Source organism: Mesorhizobium sp. M1312 (assembly GCF_040318115.1).
Taxonomy (GTDB): domain Bacteria; phylum Pseudomonadota; class Alphaproteobacteria; order Rhizobiales; family Rhizobiaceae; genus Mesorhizobium.
Genome location: NZ_JAMYLQ010000022.1, coordinates 108,147 through 124,983, shown reverse-complemented (window position 1 = coordinate 124,983; position 16,837 = coordinate 108,147). Strand labels below are relative to the sequence as shown.

Annotated in this window: 15 protein-coding genes and 1 pseudogene; 13 read left to right on the top strand and 3 right to left on the bottom strand. The window is 61.8% G+C overall.

Features of this window, described 5'->3' with window-relative positions; genetic code table 11:
- Positions 1–540: 540 nt before the first annotated feature.
- Positions 541–1,497 (bottom strand): ROK family protein, encoded by a 957-nt coding sequence (locus NKH36_RS23360; protein ID WP_352964675.1) that lies wholly within the window; start codon positions 1,495–1,497, stop codon positions 541–543.
- Between the two features lie 111 nt (positions 1,498–1,608).
- Positions 1,609–1,737 (bottom strand): annotated as a pseudogene (locus NKH36_RS23355) (hypothetical protein); the annotation flags it as partial.
- A 143-nt stretch (positions 1,738–1,880) separates the two neighbouring features.
- On the opposite strand from NKH36_RS23355, the gene NKH36_RS23350 reads away from it, so the two are divergent.
- From NKH36_RS23350 to NKH36_RS23290, 13 genes are all read left to right on the top strand, one after another.
- Entirely contained in the window at positions 1,881–3,146 is a 1,266-nt protein-coding gene (locus NKH36_RS23350) for an ABC transporter substrate-binding protein (RefSeq protein ID WP_352964663.1), read from the top strand.
- Positions 3,147–3,204: 58 nt separating this feature from the next.
- Positions 3,205–4,140 (top strand): carbohydrate ABC transporter permease, encoded by a 936-nt coding sequence (locus NKH36_RS23345; protein ID WP_352964660.1) that lies wholly within the window; start codon positions 3,205–3,207, stop codon positions 4,138–4,140.
- Positions 4,133–5,035, top strand: a complete 903-nt coding sequence (locus NKH36_RS23340) for a carbohydrate ABC transporter permease (RefSeq protein ID WP_352964658.1) — start codon at positions 4,133–4,135, stop codon at positions 5,033–5,035. Before NKH36_RS23345 ends, NKH36_RS23340 begins: the two co-directional genes overlap by 8 nt.
- 10 nt (positions 5,036–5,045) lie before the next feature.
- On the top strand, positions 5,046–6,143 hold the full coding sequence (locus NKH36_RS23335) for an ABC transporter ATP-binding protein (protein ID WP_352964656.1): 1,098 nt from the start codon (positions 5,046–5,048) through the stop codon (positions 6,141–6,143).
- A gap of 4 nt (positions 6,144–6,147) precedes the next feature.
- The gene (locus NKH36_RS23330; protein ID WP_502912095.1) at positions 6,148–6,921 is read left to right on the top strand and encodes an SDR family NAD(P)-dependent oxidoreductase; all 774 of its coding nucleotides are present in this window, start codon (positions 6,148–6,150) and stop codon (positions 6,919–6,921) included.
- A 40-nt stretch (positions 6,922–6,961) separates the two neighbouring features.
- Positions 6,962–7,963, top strand: a complete 1,002-nt coding sequence (locus NKH36_RS23325; protein WP_352964669.1) for a sugar phosphate isomerase/epimerase family protein — start codon at positions 6,962–6,964, stop codon at positions 7,961–7,963.
- A complete protein-coding gene (locus NKH36_RS23320; RefSeq protein ID WP_352964654.1) occupies positions 7,960–8,772 on the top strand; it encodes an SDR family NAD(P)-dependent oxidoreductase in 813 nt (270 codons plus the stop codon). The genes NKH36_RS23325 and NKH36_RS23320 overlap by 4 nt, the downstream gene beginning before the upstream one ends.
- A 348-nt stretch (positions 8,773–9,120) precedes the next feature.
- Complete coding sequence (locus NKH36_RS23315) at positions 9,121–10,308, top strand: magnesium transporter (protein ID WP_352964651.1); 1,188 nt, start codon at positions 9,121–9,123, stop codon at positions 10,306–10,308.
- A 412-nt stretch (positions 10,309–10,720) separates the two neighbouring features.
- Entirely contained in the window at positions 10,721–11,995 is a 1,275-nt protein-coding gene (locus tag NKH36_RS23310) for a tetratricopeptide repeat protein (protein WP_352964648.1), read from the top strand.
- Between the two features lie 11 nt (positions 11,996–12,006).
- Positions 12,007–12,801 (top strand): FecR family protein, encoded by a 795-nt coding sequence (locus tag NKH36_RS23305; protein WP_352963424.1) that lies wholly within the window; start codon positions 12,007–12,009, stop codon positions 12,799–12,801.
- A 15-nt stretch (positions 12,802–12,816) separates the two neighbouring features.
- Entirely contained in the window at positions 12,817–14,739 is a 1,923-nt protein-coding gene (locus NKH36_RS23300) for a CHASE2 domain-containing protein (protein ID WP_352963421.1), read from the top strand.
- A 3-nt stretch (positions 14,740–14,742) separates the two neighbouring features.
- Complete coding sequence (locus NKH36_RS23295; RefSeq protein ID WP_352963418.1) at positions 14,743–14,967, top strand: hypothetical protein; 225 nt, start codon at positions 14,743–14,745, stop codon at positions 14,965–14,967.
- Between the two features lie 12 nt (positions 14,968–14,979).
- The gene (locus tag NKH36_RS23290) at positions 14,980–15,840 is read left to right on the top strand and encodes an alpha/beta hydrolase (protein ID WP_352963416.1); all 861 of its coding nucleotides are present in this window, start codon (positions 14,980–14,982) and stop codon (positions 15,838–15,840) included.
- Between the two features lie 60 nt (positions 15,841–15,900).
- Here the strand turns inward: NKH36_RS23290 and NKH36_RS23285 are convergent, their stop codons facing one another.
- Positions 15,901–16,800, bottom strand: coding sequence for a proline iminopeptidase-family hydrolase (locus NKH36_RS23285; protein WP_352963412.1), 900 nt, complete (start codon positions 16,798–16,800; stop codon positions 15,901–15,903).
- Positions 16,801–16,837 lie beyond the last annotated feature (37 nt).

Here is a 16,837-nt window from a genome sequence, read left to right as displayed (position 1 = left end):
AATCCTCGGCACTGTCACCTCAACCGAATGCAGAAATTACTTCATCGAGGCCGGCTATGCGCCAACCTAAATTCATCCCGCTCTAGCTGCGCACAGCGCAAACGTCAGGCGTTGGCGCAACCTCGGCCGTGGCGTTGACATCAGCGATGTCTGCTTCTGGGGGATGACAAGGGACGCGCCGCTTCACCTGGCACGGCAAAATTCAGCACATCCATCTCGATCCGTTTTAAAAGCTCTATGCGGTGTGGCGACTCATCCCGCCGGGAGCACACGAAGGGCGGTCTCGACTAGACGCTTGAGGCGGCGCCGAACTTGCCCTTCTCGATGCTCCGGATGGCGGCGGTCAGCGAGGTTTGCAAAGCATCAAGTTCCACAGGGGCTTTCGAGGGCCTGGCAGTCTGCCGAAAACACCGATAGTAGGTGATATGAGCCGCCCCGATTGGCCGAAATTCTTCAATGAAATCAAAGCGGTAGTTTTCTGACGGTTTCGTAGGTGGGCGTGAGGGGAACCGGTCGGGCGTCACCCGGCGCAAAGCCAGATCATTGCAGTCGGCTGTTGTGGCGCAGCACCAGGCCGACTGCGCCGAGCAATGCATCGTTCTCCGTGTGCTTGCCAACGATTATCCGAGTGCGCAGGGCGGGCGCGATATCGCAGGACTTGATGAGCGTGTGGCGTTCATATGACGCGATCAGCGGTGCCAGGAGAATGTCGCCTGCCAAAGCCATGCGACCCCCGACGACGATGAGTGGCGGATTGATCACCGAGCCGATCAGACCAAGACCACGGCCGGCGAACTCGGCGGTGTCCTCGATCATCCGCAGCGCCCCGACGTCGCCCTGTTCAGCCATCATGATCACCTCGTCCATCGTGACCTGCCGCCGCACGATGCGCGAAATCTGCTCGAGCGGCCGGGCAAAACTCGCATAGAGCTCCAGGCATCCGCGATTGCCGCATCGGCAAAGATCCCCGCCGGGATCGATGCTGATGTGCCCGAATTCGCCCGCGCCGCCGGCGATGCCAGTCACCAGCCGGCCATGCTGGACAATGGCCCCGCCAACGCCCAGATCGACCTTGAACAGCACGAAATCATCTTGGCCGACGGCCGCGCCCCACATCAGCTCGGCAATGGCCGAGCAGTTGCTCTCGTTGTCGGCGAAAATCGGCTGTTCGAGAACCGGCCCGAACACATCGCGGATGTTGACCCCAGCCCAGGTCGGAACAATACTCGCACGCAGCACCACTCCTTCGCGGCTGACAGGGCCCGAGACGGAAACCCCAACTCCCAGGAGCCCCGCCATCGGCAGACCGTTCTCTTCGTAGCATTGGGCAATTGCTGACTTGGCGAACTGGGCCGCCTGTTGCGGCTGGTAGTCCAGACCCATGGGGATAGTTTGTTCGGTAATGACAGAATGCGAGACGTCGGCGATGACGCACCGCATCTCGTCGAGGCCCAGATGGATCCCGACGCAAGTGCCCGCAGCGGGATTGAGCGTCAAGGTCGCGGCAGGCCTGCCAATACCCCTGGCCCCGGCATGGTGGGCCGAGGATTCGATCACCATTCCGGACCTTCTCAAGCCATTGAGCGCGGTTGAAACCGTCGATCGCGCCAAGCCGGTGATGCGGGTGATTTGCGACGCAGAAAGCACGCCGCGCTCACGTAGGCATCGCACGATCAGGCTCTCCGGTGATGCGGAGGGCCTGTCGATCAGCCAATTTCTAAGCGAAGGTTTGTTCATGATGAGCACAAAGGACGTTGACTGATAGCTCAAATATGTCATCTTGGAAAGAACAGAGATTACTGCATCTCACCGGCGGCGGCTTCAAATCGCGGTCACAAGCGGTCGATACGAACCGTACATCACCATATGGGAGTGAAACGATGGAATATCTGAGGACGGCCGTTGCGGCCGCTACGGCGTACACCTTTGTTGCGGGAGCCGCGCTCGCAGAGCCCAAGACCAACCTATTGCATCAATGGGCAACCGGATCGGACGCCCAGGCTATTGCCAAGCTCGGCGAGATGTTTATCGCCAAGGGTGGCACCTGGCAGCAGACCTCCATCGCAGGTCACACGGCCAACACGCTGGCGAAACTGCGCGCCGACGTGATCGCTGGCAATGCCCCCCCCGCGGTGCAGCTCAAGGGACCCGAGATCGCCGAATGGAACGAGACCGGCATGACAGCCAATCTCGACGATCTGGCGACAGGGGAAAATTGGGAGAAAGTCGTCGCTCCCGAATTGCTGCCGGTGATGAAACCGACCGGGAGCTGGGTGGCGGCGCCGATGAATATCCATCGCATCAACTGGCTGTGGGCATCGCCGAAGGTCATGCAGAAAGCAGGCGTCGCCGAGGTGCCGAAGACGTGGGCAGACTTCAACGCCGCCTGCGACAAGATCGTGGCATCAGGCAAAATCTGCATCTCGCACTCGACCGCCGATTGGACCGATTCGACGGTGTTCGAGGTCGTGGTCTACGGAATGGATCTCGATCTCTTCAAGAAGGCCTTCGTCGAGGGTGACGTCGAGGCGATGCGCAGCGACGGCATGGTCAAGGCCTTCGAACAGTTCCGCACCATGACGACGAAATATATGGACCCCGGCATGAACGGGCGCGACTGGGATAGCATGTCGCATCTGGTCGGCCGCGGCGAGGCCGCCTTCCACATCATGGGCGACTGGACGCTCGGCCTGCTCACGGCCGGCGGCTTCAAGGAGGGCACCGACTATGTCTGCGCCCAGGCGCCGACTGATTGGGGCAAGCCGGGCTTCATCCTGAATTCCGACTCGGTCGTGTTCTTCCAGCAGAAGGATCCGGACTACGTCGAGGGGCAGAAACTGCTCGCCAGCACGATCCTGTCGCCTGAGTTCCAGACGATTTTCAATCAGACCAAGGGCTCGATCCCGGCCCGTCTCGACGTCGATCTTTCGAACGGCTTCAATCCCTGCCAGCAGCTCTCCCAGAAGGACCTGCAGGCGTCGATCGATGCCGGCACGCTTGTCCGTTCTATGGCGCACAACATGACGATCCCGCAGAAGGTGCGCGGCGCGATCATGGATACCGTTACCGAATTCGTAGCGACACCGGACATGACCGCGCAGGACGCAGCTAATGCCATGGCCGAAGCGGCCGAAGCGCAGATGTGAAAAAGCTGCCGATGATGGCCTGGCGCGTCGCCCGGCCCCGACTTCGCCGGAGCAGCCGATGTCCACGCGTGACCTGACCGTACCGGTTGCGGCTCCCGCGACCCCGTGGCGGGAGCGCCTGGGCACGATGGTGCCCATTCTGGTGCTGGCGCCGTCGCTTGCGGCGAGTTTCATCTATGTTTTCGTCTTCACGATTTGGACGCTGTATCTCTCGCTCTCCAATTCGTCGCTCATGCCGACCTATGGGTTCGTCGGTCTGGACAATTATGCTTCGCTCTGGGCGAACCGGCGCTGGAACATCGCCTATACCAACCTCTTCCTGTTCAGCGGCTTCTATATCGTCGGCTCGATGGCTATCGGACTGCTTCTCGCGATCCTGATCGACCAGCGTGTTCGCGGCGAGGCGGTTTGGCGCACGATTTTCCTCTACCCGCTGGCAGTGTCCTTCATCGTCACCGGTACGGTGTGGAGCTGGCTCTACAATCCCGTCGACGGCATCCAGGCCTTTGTGCGGGGGCTCGGCTGGACCGACTTCAGCTTCGCCCTGACGGCCAACCGCAACACTGCGATTTATGCGGTGATCATAACCGGGATCTGGCAGTCGTCCGGTTTCGCAATGGCGCTTTTCCTGGCTGGCCTTCGGTCGGTCGATCCGGACCTCATCAAAGCAGCGCAAATCGATGGTGCGTCGGTTTCCCGAACCTATCGGAAGGTCATCCTGCCGACGATCGCCCCGATTTTCCTGGCGGTGGCGGTCATCCAGATCCAGTTCGCCATCAAGACATTCGACCTGGTGGCGGCGTTGACACGGGGTGGGCCAGGTGTGTCCACTACTTTCCCGGCGATCTACGTCTACGACCTGATGTTCCAGCGTGGGCAGATCGGCGAGGGTGCCGCTGCGGCGATGATGATGCTCGCGGCCCTTGCGGTTGTGCTGGTACCCTATTCCTTGTGGATCGTCTGGCGCAGGCGGGCGGAGGGCGGCAATGGCTGACATTGCCCTCAACGCCCGGCATGATCCCGAAGCGGCCGCGGCTACGCGGCGATATTTCTGGAATCGCTTTCTTATCTATGCGGTGCTGACGCTTTTCGCGGTCATCTACCTTGCACCGCTGCTGGTCGTGGTCTTCAACTCGTTGCGGGAGCAGTCGGACATTGCCCGCAACGGCCTCATCTCCCTGCCGCGCAGCTTCCGCCTCGACGCGTGGGCGCAGGCTTGGGGTACGTATTGCGTCAGCGGCACCTGCGAAGGCATGAAGCGCAATTTCTTCAACTCGCTCTGGATGGCGATCCCCGCGACGGTCATCTCCACGCTCCTCGGCGCCATGAACGGCTACGTGCTGTCGAAATGGCGTTTCAAGGGCTCGGAAATTCTGTTCAATCTGATGCTGCTCGGCGTCTTCATGCCCGGCCAGATTTCGCTGATGCCGTGGGCGTTCCTGCTCGGCAAACTCGGCCTAACCAATTCGACATACGGGCTGGTGCTAATACACGTCGTCCAGGGCATTTCGTTCACCACCCTGTTCTGCCGCAACTTCTACGTCAGCATACCGGACGATCTAATCAAGGCGGCACGCATCGACGGCGCTGGCTTCTGGCGGATTTTTCGCAAGATCATCCTGCCGCTGTCGCCGCCGATTTTGATTGTCACCGTTATCTGGCAATTCACCGGTATCTGGAACGAGTATCTGTTCGGCGTCGTCTTCACCTCGGGCCAACAGCAGCCGATTACGGCGGCATTGGTCGCGCTCACTGCCGGCGGCACGACCGCCCGTGCTTACGATGTGATGAGTGCAGCCGTGCTGATCGGCGCGCTGCCGCCGCTGCTGATCTACCTGTTCGGTGGAAAGTACTTCGTGCGCGGCCTGACACAGGGCGCCATCAAATGAGGCATCGTTCATGTCCGCGCTGATGATCCGCGACCTCCACAAGAGCTATGGCGGGCTCGAGATTCTGGCCGGCATCAATCTCGAAGCGCGAACCGGGGAATTCATCGCCCTCGTCGGTCCCTCCGGTTGCGGCAAGTCAACCTTGCTCGCCATGATCGCCGGCCTGGAAACCGTCACGTCGGGCGAGATCTGGATTGGCGACCGGCTGGTGAACTCCGTGCAGCCCAAGGACCGCGACATAGCGATGGTGTTCCAGTCATACGCCCTCTATCCCACGATGACGGTGCGCCAGAACATCACCTTCGGCATGGAAAGCCGGGGCGTGCCCAAAGCGGAGCAAGCGGAAGCCGTAAAGCGGGTTGCCGCACTCCTGCAGATCGAGCAGTTGCTCAACCGCAAGCCCGGGCAATTGTCGGGTGGTCAGCGGCAGCGCGTTGCGATGGGGCGCGCCCTGGTACGCGACCCGAAGCTGTTTTTGTTCGACGAGCCCCTGTCCAATCTCGACGCCAAGCTGCGCGTGGACATGCGCACCGAAATCAAGAAGCTTCACCATCGCGTCGGCAAGACGACGGTGTACGTCACCCACGATCAGGTCGAGGCGATGACGCTCGCGTCCCGCATTGCGGTGATGAATCAAGGCTCGGTGCAGCAGTTCGACACGCCGAAGCGGATCTATGACCGGCCGACCAACATGTTCGTGGCCGGTTTTATGGGATCGCCGGCGATGAATTTCATCCCCGCCCGGCTTACGGGGTCAACCAGCATCGCGGTGCGCGCCGCTGACGGCAGCGACGCTACTCTTGCCCTTGCCGCGCCTTTGCCCGCCGGTGCGCCAAAGGACGTGGTGCTCGGTGTTCGGCCGGAACACATCTACCGTTTCACGACGGACCTGAAGTCGCGCAAACCGGCTGTCGAATCCATGCGCGCGCCGGTCGAACTGGTCGAGCCGACCGGGGCCGAGACGCTTGCCGTCCTCAGGCTAGGGGACCTGGAGATCACCGGCCGTTTCGAGCCGGATGACGCTCCCGTCATGGGCGAGACGATAACGCTCGGCATCGACATGTCGCGCGCCTGTCTGTTCGATCCAACAACCAAGGCGCTTCTGTGATCTGATGTCCATACAATTCGCGACTTACCCGAGCTTGACCGATCGCGTCGTGCTGATCTCCGGCGGCGCCTCCGGGATCGGGGCCGATATGGTCCGTGCTTTCGTGGCGAATGGCGCCCATGTGGGCTTGCTCGATGTGCAGGATGAACCCGCGGAGGCGTTGGTGCGCGAGCTCGGTGGTACCGCCAGGCAGGCCCCGTTGTACCTTCATTGCGACGTGACCGACGTCGCAGCGCTGCAGGCGTCGGTCGAAGGCGTACGCGCGCGGCTTGGTCCGGTCGCCGTCCTGGTGAACAATGCTGCCGACGATCAGCGCCATCCCGTTGACGCGGTGACAGCCGAATATTGGGACCGCAGCTTCGACGTCAATCTCCGGCATCACTTCTTCGCTGCACAGGCGGTGCATCCGCATATGAAGGAACTCGGCTTCGGCTCGATCATAAACTTCTCTTCCATCGCCTGGCGTTTCGGCGCGGACCAGATGGTGGCCTATGCCACCGCCAAGGGCGCTGTTGTGGCCCTGACCCGCGCACTGGCGCGGTCGTTCGGATCCGACAACATCCGCGTCAATGCAGTCGAACCCGGCGCTGTCATCACCGAGCGGCAGCGCGAGCTGTGGTTCAAGACGCAAGACGCAATCGACCAGACGGTGCAGAGGCAATTGATCCGCCGCGTCCTCCTGGGCGAAGAGATTGCACGGACCGTGCTCTTCCTTGCAGCGGACGACAGCCGCATGATCACGAAGCAGTCCATCACCGTCGATGCCGGTCTGCGCTGATGCGATCGCTACCATTTCTCTCAACGGAACTGCCAAATTGATGCTTCGTCTCGGCCTCAACCCTTACGGACTGACCTACCATCTCGGTCTGCAGGGCCGCGGTACGCCGCGGCACAATCCGGATGGGGCGGGGCTGGAAGGCTTCATAGCGCTCGCGCAGGAACTCGGCGCACGCACGCTCGAGATCTACGAACCGTGGTTGACCGACTTGCCGGACGCCGAGGTCGTCGACCTGCGCAGGCGTCTGGCCGCGCTCGACATCGTCCCGGTGGTCAGTGGCGGACTTCTCGTGGCAGGTCCGTTGGACAACGCGTTTCGGGCCGCGCGCCTGCTCGAGGCGACAACGATCCGTATTGCACTGACCCCCGTCCTGTGCGGTGACCGCAACGCATGGGGCGGCAAATGGAACGAGTTCAACGTGACGATCCGCGCTGCCCTGACGGAATGGGCGCCGCGTGCGGCGGCTGAGGGCCGGGTGCTCGGCATCGAAAACCATCAGGACTTTGGCAGCGACGAACTGGTCGCATTCTGCGAACTCGGTGGGCCCGGTGTCGGTATCACCTACGACACAGGCAATACATTCCCGGTGGGCGAGGCACCGCTTTCCTTCACGCGGCGGATCGCGCCGTATGTCCGCCACGTTCACCTCAAGGATTATCGCGTGCAGTTCACGGATGAGGGCTACCGTCTGGTCCGCTGCGCGATCGGCGACGGCGCCGTGCCATTCGCCGAATTGGTAGCCATCCTTGCCGAGCATCACGACACGCTGACTGCAGTGCTCGAGCCGGGCGCGCTGGAAGCCCGCCACGTTCGCTGTCTCACCGATGATTGGTGGAACGGGTATGCGCCGAAGACCGCGCGCGAGTTCGCGGCCTGCCTGAGTGCTGCGCGCGTAAACCGCCTTGCTGACGACGCCGACTACCGGACGCCATGGGAGCGCGACGATGACGGCGCGCTCGTTTCGTATGAGCTCGACATGATCCGGCGCAGCGCCGCCAACATGAAGAAGTTCGATTTCATTGCAATGGAGAAATCAGCATGACTGCGCGAGAACTCAGCGGCCTGACCGCTTTCGTGACCGGCTCGGGACGCGGCCTCGGCCGCGTCATGGCCGAACGCCTGGCCGAACTCGGCGCAAACGTTGCGATCCACGATCTCGATTGGACCCGGCCATCGCAGTATGGCGAATTCGCAGACCTCGGCGAATCCGCCAAGGGTTTGGAAAAGCATGGGACACGGGTGACCGCGGTCACCGGCAACATCGGAGACAAGCAAGCCGTCGCCGAAATGAAGAGCAAGATCGAGACGGACCTCGGCGATGTGCATGTTTTGGTCAACTGCGCCGGCGGTGATATCGGCGCCAAGGGGGTTAAGCCCAGTCCCAACAACGCGCTCGACATCGACTATGAAGACATCAAGGTTCTGACTGAGAACAATCTCATCGGCACAATGCTGGTCTGCCAGGCGTTCATTCCGTCTATGGTCAAGCGCGGCTCAGGCTCTGTGATCAACATTGCCTCGGCGGCAGCGCATATCGGATGCTCACCGGAGGTGGTCTACTCCACGCTTAAGGCGGCCGTCGTCCATTATACGCGCTGCCTCGCCAAGGAGTTGATCGACGACGGCGTGCGCATCAATGCGGTGAGCCCCGGCGCCACCAAGACGGCACGGTTCCAGGCGAGCCGCGTGGTCGATCCGGAGCGGATGGATTCGAGCAAGAAATCGCTGAACCGGTATGCCGAGCCTGAAGAGATCGCTGAAGCGGTGGCCTTCCTCGCCGGTCCGCGCGCGCGCTTTATCAACGGGCAGGTCATCCGCGTCGATGGCGGTTTCACGATCTTCCCAGGTTGAAGCGCGGCCGTTCACACCGCGAACTGTCGGGCTGGGCGCACCCCAATGAGCAGGGCCACGACGGCCCATTGCCGACCTTATTCGTTGAGGGTTGCGACCTGCTCGCAGAGCCCAGGAATCGACGGGTGAAGTTCGGCAACACGACAATACTCTTGGCGACACGCAGACGTTACAGCCCACTTGTATGCACCCACGCAATGGCTCAGATTTGTCTGGGTTCGGTCTACTCTGCGCCCTGAGAGGGCGAATATTTTCCGGATCGAGGTGCTTGGGCCACCGTGCGCCTGGGCAGAGCGAACCGGTTCCGTCTATAAGCTCAGAGGCGCAACATTAAAGGTTGGGGAACAGATGAGGCAAGAGAACGACGTTGATAAATTAGTGCGCACGCTGCGTGCTCGAGCGCCTGACGACGCGGCCGAATTGCTTGCCCGAGAGTCTCCCGAGTTCATCCGGGACGTATTGAAGTTGTTGCCGGACAGGCACGCCCGGAAGGTGGCGGAGCATTTGCCATCGCATATGAGGCCTGTCACGCCTCATGGCGACGGCAAGGATATCGCGGTCCCCGGGTCCGTCGTCGAGCTGATGGACCCGATCCCCGCCAGCGTTCCTGTCGGGACGACGGTAGCCGCCGCGGTCGAGGCCGTCAGGCGCGCGCAGGTGCCGACCGAGTTGACTTACCTCTACATCACGGACGAGGGGGACAAACTCGTTGGCCTGGTGGTTCTGCGCGATCTGATGCTGAGCGAACCGGCCGCCACGGTGGATCAGATCATGCTGCCGAAACCGTTCGCCCTTCACGTCAATATGCCTTTGGGCGAAGCCTGCAAGGCGGCGGTACGCCGTCACTACCCCGTCTATCCCGTGGTGGACGCGCAGAACCGGCTGCTCGGGCAGGTTCGCGGCTGGCGGCTTTTCGAGCAGCAAATCATCGAGATTTCTGCCCAGCCTGGCCAGATGGTGGGTGTCCAGAAGGAGGAGCGTTCTTTCACTCCGCTGTTTTCAGCCTTCTTGAAACGTCATCCGTGGCTGCAGCTCAACCTGCTGACGGCCTTCATGGCGGCTTTCGTGGTCAGTTCGTTCACAGGCACGATCGAGAAGATCGTCGCCTTGGCGGCGTTCCTCCCGGTGCTGGCCGGGCAGAGCGGAAACACCGGCTGCCAGGCACTGGCCATGACGTTGCGTGGTCTCGCCTTAGGGGATGTGGACAAACGACCGAAGCTGCACCTGATTCTGAGGGAGGGGGTGCTCGGGATCGCCAACGGCGTGCTCGTCGGTCTGGTGGCGGCTGCGGCCATGTGGTTCTACGCGTCGCGGCAAACGGAGTCGGCAGCCCAGGCGCCCATGCTGGCACTTGTGATCCTGCTCGCAATGTCCGGATCGTGCCTCATGTCCGGGATCTCCGGCGTGCTGATCCCGTTGGGCCTGCGGCGGGTCGGCGCCGATCCGGCCGTGGCTTCCGCGATTTTCCTTACCACCGTGACCGATATTGTAGGCATGGGCCTGATGCTGGGGCTTGCCACTACGCTCGTGCTGTAGTGGCGCACATTTGCGCAGGCCGTCCTGAGAAGCATCGCCCGCCAGCTCTTCGAGCGCTTGCGCAATGCGACGGAGGACTTTCGGATGAGCTACATGTGACCCTGATGCGTCATGCGGCGACCAGATACGTGCAGAATCGCGCAAACAATATTGATCTTGTCGGCCGCGCAATCCACGGCTGATTATGATTTGTCGTAGTTGCCGTTTGTAGGGAATACTTTCTCGAAATCCAACAACGCTGAAAAGATGTTTGGCCAACCAGCGCAGGCGAAATGCGAATGAACCCGATAGTTTGTTGCGTAGCTGCAACAGCGGCTGAAGACTCGGCCGGTCCCGTGACAGTTCTGTCGCGTTTTTTCTTCTAGTCGTGCTAAGTCCTTCGCACTGGTCGGGTTTGGGGTGGGTTCTCGGCATGCAATCTTCGTTTCGAACGATCGTCGGCTGCGCCGCGGCGCTGCTTTGTAGCGGCGCATTGCCGGCCGGCGCGCAGGGTCTTTTTTCGGCCTACGACGATGCTTTTTCAGCCCGCATCGCCAGTCCGGCCGACAACGGAACGCTCGCCCAGTTCGTCACGGTTGCCGTCAATGCAGGGCAATACGATCAGGCGATCTCCTCGATCGAGCAGTATCTGATCAAGTATCCCCGCGATGCGCGCGCCCGGCTGGCGGCCAGCCGGTTGTACTATCATGTCGGCTCCTACGAATTGGCCCGGCGGCAGGTGCAGTACGGCATCGAAGTCGGGGACCTGCCCGCGGATGAGCAGCTGGAAGCCGTTCGCCTGCTCGCCCGCATCGAGCGCGCGTTACGCGGCGTCACCTGGGAGCTCGCTCTGACCGGCGGCGTGTTCAGCGCATTCACCGATTTTGAGCCCGGCGGGGCTCAGGACGACAATAGCTTCGTCTCGCCCTACGGGCGAGCGGAAGGCTTTGTCCGGTGGGACCTCGGCACGCCAAGTGCCGACGCTCTCGTCCTTTCGGGGGCGCTGACGGCGACAGAGCGTTTTTTCACGCCAGACCTGTCGGTTCCGGGTAGCAAGGAGACTTTCATCCACGGCAACGCCGCGATCACCTGGGACAAGGGGTTGCCCAACTGTGGGATCGATTCGCTGCGCCTGCTGCTTTCCGCATTCACCGTTACGGATCGCTTCGACAGCGATATTCACGAAACCGGCATCGGCCTCAGCGGACGCTTCCTGGTGCGTCCGACGGTCGAGACGACTCTTTTCGCCGGCGGCGGCTACATCGATCTAAGCGCCTCGCAAGGCATTTTCGCCGATAGCAGGGTTTTCTATGAGGCAGGCGGCAGCTACCGATTCCGCAACGGCCAGGCGCTCGGACTGCGCTTTGTCGGCTCGAATGACTTCGCCTCCGGATCCGGCGAAATCGGCCGCAGCTACATGGGCGAGGTCCGCTATGGCGGCCTGTTGATGAACGTACCGGATCTTTTCGCATGGTCGCACCAGGTCGCCTTCTCGGCCGGCCATAGCGACACTCCCGATCTGTCCATCGGCATCGGCACAAATATCAAGAGCGACTTCTGGCGCATTGCCTCGGAAAGCGATTTTCAGCTGACGGAGTCGCAGAAGATCAGCGTCGATCTCGCCTATCGCGAAACCAACTTCGATCTCGCCAGCCGCGACCGAAAATCGTTCGAAATGCTGATGAGCTACACGTTGACGCTCAATTGAAAGAGGCCGCGATGAGGACCCTGAATCGTCAGATCGCCATTTTTGTCGCCTTCCTTGCCTTCGCGGCACCGTCCGCTGCTGAAACGGTGGGGTCGATGACGGCCTACCAGACCAACATCGTCCGCAACAACGGCGGGACAATGAACGTCGGCGCCGGCGTCGAACTCGGCGACCAGCTGCGCAGCAATCCCACTGGTCTTGGAATGCTGGTGTTCCGGGACGAATCGAGCGCCAAGATTGGTCCGAACACCAGCCTGACGATCGATGAATTCGTCTACAATCCGGGCTCGGGATCTGGAAAGATCGACATCGGGATGAACAGCGGCCTCGCCCGTTTTTATGGCGGCCAGGTTTCGAAAGGCGGCGTCATGCAGGTTGCGACGCCGCACATGGTGCTCGGGGCCAGAGGCGGCATCATCGAAGTGCTGGTGGCAGCTGGCCAGACCGTCGGCATACTGCGCGCCGGCCGCATGACCTGCACGATGAATGGCAAACGGCTGGTCATCACAAACCCGGGCTTCGCCTGCACGTCAGAAAATGGCAAGCTGCTGACCGGCTACGGGGGAATCGACACCTTCCCGATATTGGACAGCATCGAGCGGATAGCCGGCACGGGCCTGCCAGGGGCACCGGGTCCGGGATTGGACGTAAGCGCGATTTGTGCGTCGGCACTCGGCGGCTCGCTCAAAATCTGCGACTCCACCGACGGCGCATTGCCAGGAGTGGTCATGGAGTTCCCCGACAGCCTAACGCCACCTGTGGGCGGCGGCGTGGATGAGGATGACTGCTATCCCGACTGCCGGTAGGTCCGGCCGACCGGCATGAGCCCCTTGGCTGATTGGCGGCGGGCTGCCCGGCGCAAGCTTCCGGGTTTTGCGGTCGTACTCTTGCTGCTCGGTTGCCATTTTGCTTTCGACCGGCCGCTATCGCACCTGCGCGAGCTTACGTATGACTTCTACCAGTCCCTCGCCCCGCGCGAGGCGACGAGCAATCCTGTTGTCATAGTCTCGATAGATGATGCGAGCCTTAAGGCATATGGGCGATGGCCCTGGAACCGTGGGCTTTTGGCCGATCTGGTCGATGGAGTCGCCGAGTCTGGTGCCGCGGTGATCGGGCTTGCGCTGGTGCTGCCCGAGGCCGACACCTCGCCTGGGGGCATCGCCGGAGACAAGCGCCTGGCAACGGCACTGGCGAAAAACCGAACGGCGCTTGCCGTCAGCCTGGGCAACGAGGCGACGGTTTCAGAAGCAGAGCCCAAAGCCGGCTGGTCGATCGTCGGTCAAGTACCCGAGACGCTTCCTGGCTTCACCGGTCTGACAGGCTCGCTTGCGGATTTCTCGAGCGCCGCTGCAGGCCTCGGCGTAATTCGCAGTTTGCCCGATCCCGACGGCGTACTACGCCATGTGCCGCTGCTCTGGCTCCGAAATACGGCTCAAGGCGTGCAGCTCTGGCCGTCCTTCGCGCTCGAACTCCTGCGCCTCTACGCCGGAGAGAACGGCTACGTAGCCCGGATGAACGCCGCCGGGTTTGACGCGCTCAGGATGGCCGGCACCATTGTGCCACTCGAGCCGCAGGGCAGCATCCGCCTCTGGGAAACCGACACCAATACGCCGCGCATATCTGCCAGCAATATACTTTCGGGCCACGGCGATCCGCTGCTGCGGAACGCCATCGCCATTGTTGATCTGTCGGCCGTGGGATTGACCCAGTACCTGTCCACGCCGACGCGTCCAGCGCGACCAGGCGCAGACATCCACGCCGATGCAATCGGCCAGATGCTCGCCGGGCGCTATCTTACAGAACCAACGGACGCGCGTATGCTCGAGCGCCTCTGGTTTGTCCTCAGTGCCATCGTTTTCATCGGGCTTTCCGGAGTGCTCGCCGAACGTGTCGTGCTTGGCGCCCTCGCTTTGGGGCTGCTGGCGGTCACGCCGTTCGTGTTCGGCGCTCTCGAATACAGCATACAGGGTGCACTCTATGACCCGCTGCAGCCGGCGCTTGCGACGGTCCTGGTAGCCGGCTTCGAAGGCTATGTCCTCTACAGGCGCAGCGAGCAGCGCCGGTCCACCCTGGCACGGCAGTTCTCCCAGTATCTGTCGCCTTCCGTGGTGCAGCGCCTCGCAAGCTCGGGCACCGAAGCGATCCTGTCCGGCGAAAAGCGCGAGATCACAATCCTGCTCAGCGACATACGCGGCTTCACGACGATGAGCGAACAACTCGATACCCAAGAAATCGCAAAGGTGGTCAACCACTTCCTCGGCATTGCGACCGATGAGATACTCAAGCGCGACGGCACCATCGACAAGTTCATGGGCGACGCGGTGCTGGCCTTCTGGAACGCGCCGCTTGATCAGCCGGATCATCGCGAGCGCGCGCTCGAAGCGGGGCTTGCCCTGATCGAACGGGTGAAGCGCGAAAACGCTGCGTTCACCGCGCGCGGGCACCCCTCTATCGAAATCGGCGTCGCCATCGAGACTGGCATCTGCTCGGTAGGGAATTTCGGCTCCGAACGGCGCTTCGATTACACCGCGATCGGCTCGCCGGTGAACCGCGCGGCACGGCTCGAGTCAACGACCAAAAAGCTGAGGATCCCTCTGGTGCTGGGTCCCGGATTTGCGCAGGGAGCATCGATGCCGGTTGTCCAGGCGGGCGCCTTTGAACTCCAAGGCTTCAAGGGCGAGGTGCCGGTTTTCACCATTCCGGAGATGCACCCCTCGTCACACTCCACCGGGGAAATCGTGTGACGTTTGGCACCGGTTCAACTCGCTATCTCATTGGCCGGCGAGCGAAAGCGGACGCTGGATGATGCCAAGCGCGAAAAGATGCTCTCGAAACTCAGCGAGATCGTCTTCAACGACGTTGCCCTGATTCCGATGCACCGTGAGGTCCTCGTCGTGGCTGCCCGGAAGGACCTTCAGTTCACGACGCGGACCGACCAGTATACGCTGGCCATAAATGCCAAGACTGTCTGAGGAGTTGTAGACTTGACCAGCATCGCCACGGGATCCGTCGCGGATCGCGGCCGCGCTACATACGATCTTGGCGCGACCGCCATCTTTGCTTCGAAATCAGACCCACGCTTCCATTATTGTCTGTATGTGCCGCCTGCGGTGGGGGAAGGCGCCAAAGTCGATCTGTTGGTCGCCATCCACGGTACTGGCCGCACCTCGTTCCTGGGCTTCCGCGACGCGTTCGCCGAGTTCGGACGCTGGAACGACTGCGCTATCTTGTGCCCGCTGTTCCCAATCGGCGTTCTCGGCGACGACGCCCGCAGCGGGTATAAATACCTGATCGAGGGCGACATCCGCTACGATCAGGTGCTGCTCGCCATAGTCGAGGAAGTCATTGCAAAATATCGTCAGGACTGGACCCGCTTCGCCATGTTCGGATTTTCCGGCGGCGGGCAATTCACCCACCGCTTCGCCATCCTCCATCCCGACAGGCTATGGGCGGCTTCGATCGGCGCGCCGGGCTCGGTGAGCTTGCTCGATCCCGCGCGGGATTGGTGGGTGGGCATTCGCGACCTGCCGGAGAAGTTCGGCATCAGCTTCGATGCCGGCACGCTGGCAAAAGTACCTGTCCAGATGGTCGTCGGCGATGCCGACCTAGAGACTTGGGAAATCACCCATATCCAGGGCAGCACCCATTGGATGCCGGGCGCCAACGATGCAGGACGAACGAGGCCGGAACGCCTCGGGACGTTGTGTCGATCGTTCGAGAAGGCGGGTGTGCGCGTGCGCTTTGATTTGCTGCCCGGGGTAGCTCACGAACGGGAGGCGGTGCTCGATCCGGTCAAGGATTTCCTGGCCCAGGCGCTCAAGGAACGACGGAACGCATCAGGATGAATGCAAGGCCAAGCCCAGCACGATCAGCTTGCGCAAAGACAGCCTGCTGTGGGGCAGGCCTCAATCGTATTTGGCCACAAAGCGTCCGACGGCGGCGAGGCAATCATCCTTCTCCTCGAAATGCGGCATGTGGCTGGAATTCGGGAAGACAATGCCTTCGACGTCCGGGATATGATCGAGAAAGGGCTGGACGCAGGCCTCGGTCGCTTCGTCGTAAAATCCACGGAACGCCAGGGTCGGCGCCTCGATCAGATGCAGGCGCTCGACGATGGTCCAGTTCCGCATGGTGCCGATGACGTGGAATTCATTGGGTCCGTTCATGGTGTGATAAACCGTCGGATCCTCCTCGATTGCCGCAAATGTCCGGGCTACTTCCGGCGGCATCGGAACGACGCGACAGACATGGCGGTCGTAAAAAGCCTTGGTTGCCGCAACATAATCCGGGTGATCGGTGGTCCCGGCTGCCTCGTGCCGGTCCAGCGCAGTTTGCACATCGGCCGGCAGCCCGGCGCGCAATTGCAGCGCGCCTTCCACCCATAGCGCCATTGAGGCCAGCGAATTGGCCAGGATCAATGCCTTGAGCCCGGCGGGTCTTCGTACGGCATGTTCGGCCGAGAGTATGCCGCCCCAGGACTGGCCGAGCAGGGCGTAACGGTCGGCAACGCCAATGTGAGCGAGTAGCGCATCGAGTTCGCCCAGGAAGAAATCGACGGTCCAGAAGTCGCCGCCCTTGTCGGGCAGATGGGTCGATTTGCCGTTGCCGATCTGATCGTAGTGGATGACGGCCCGCCCGGTATCGGCCAGCTCCTTGAACGAATCGACATAGTCATGGGTGCAACCCGGCCCGCCGTGAGCGACGACCAGTGGCAGCTTGCCCGAGTTGAGATCTCCGATCACGCGGTACCAGGTGCGGTAGCCCTTGTAGTCGCTGAATCCTTCGGTGGTCGCATGTGCCGTCACAGTTCCAAGCTCCGCGTCATGGCGCGGCAGGAACCAT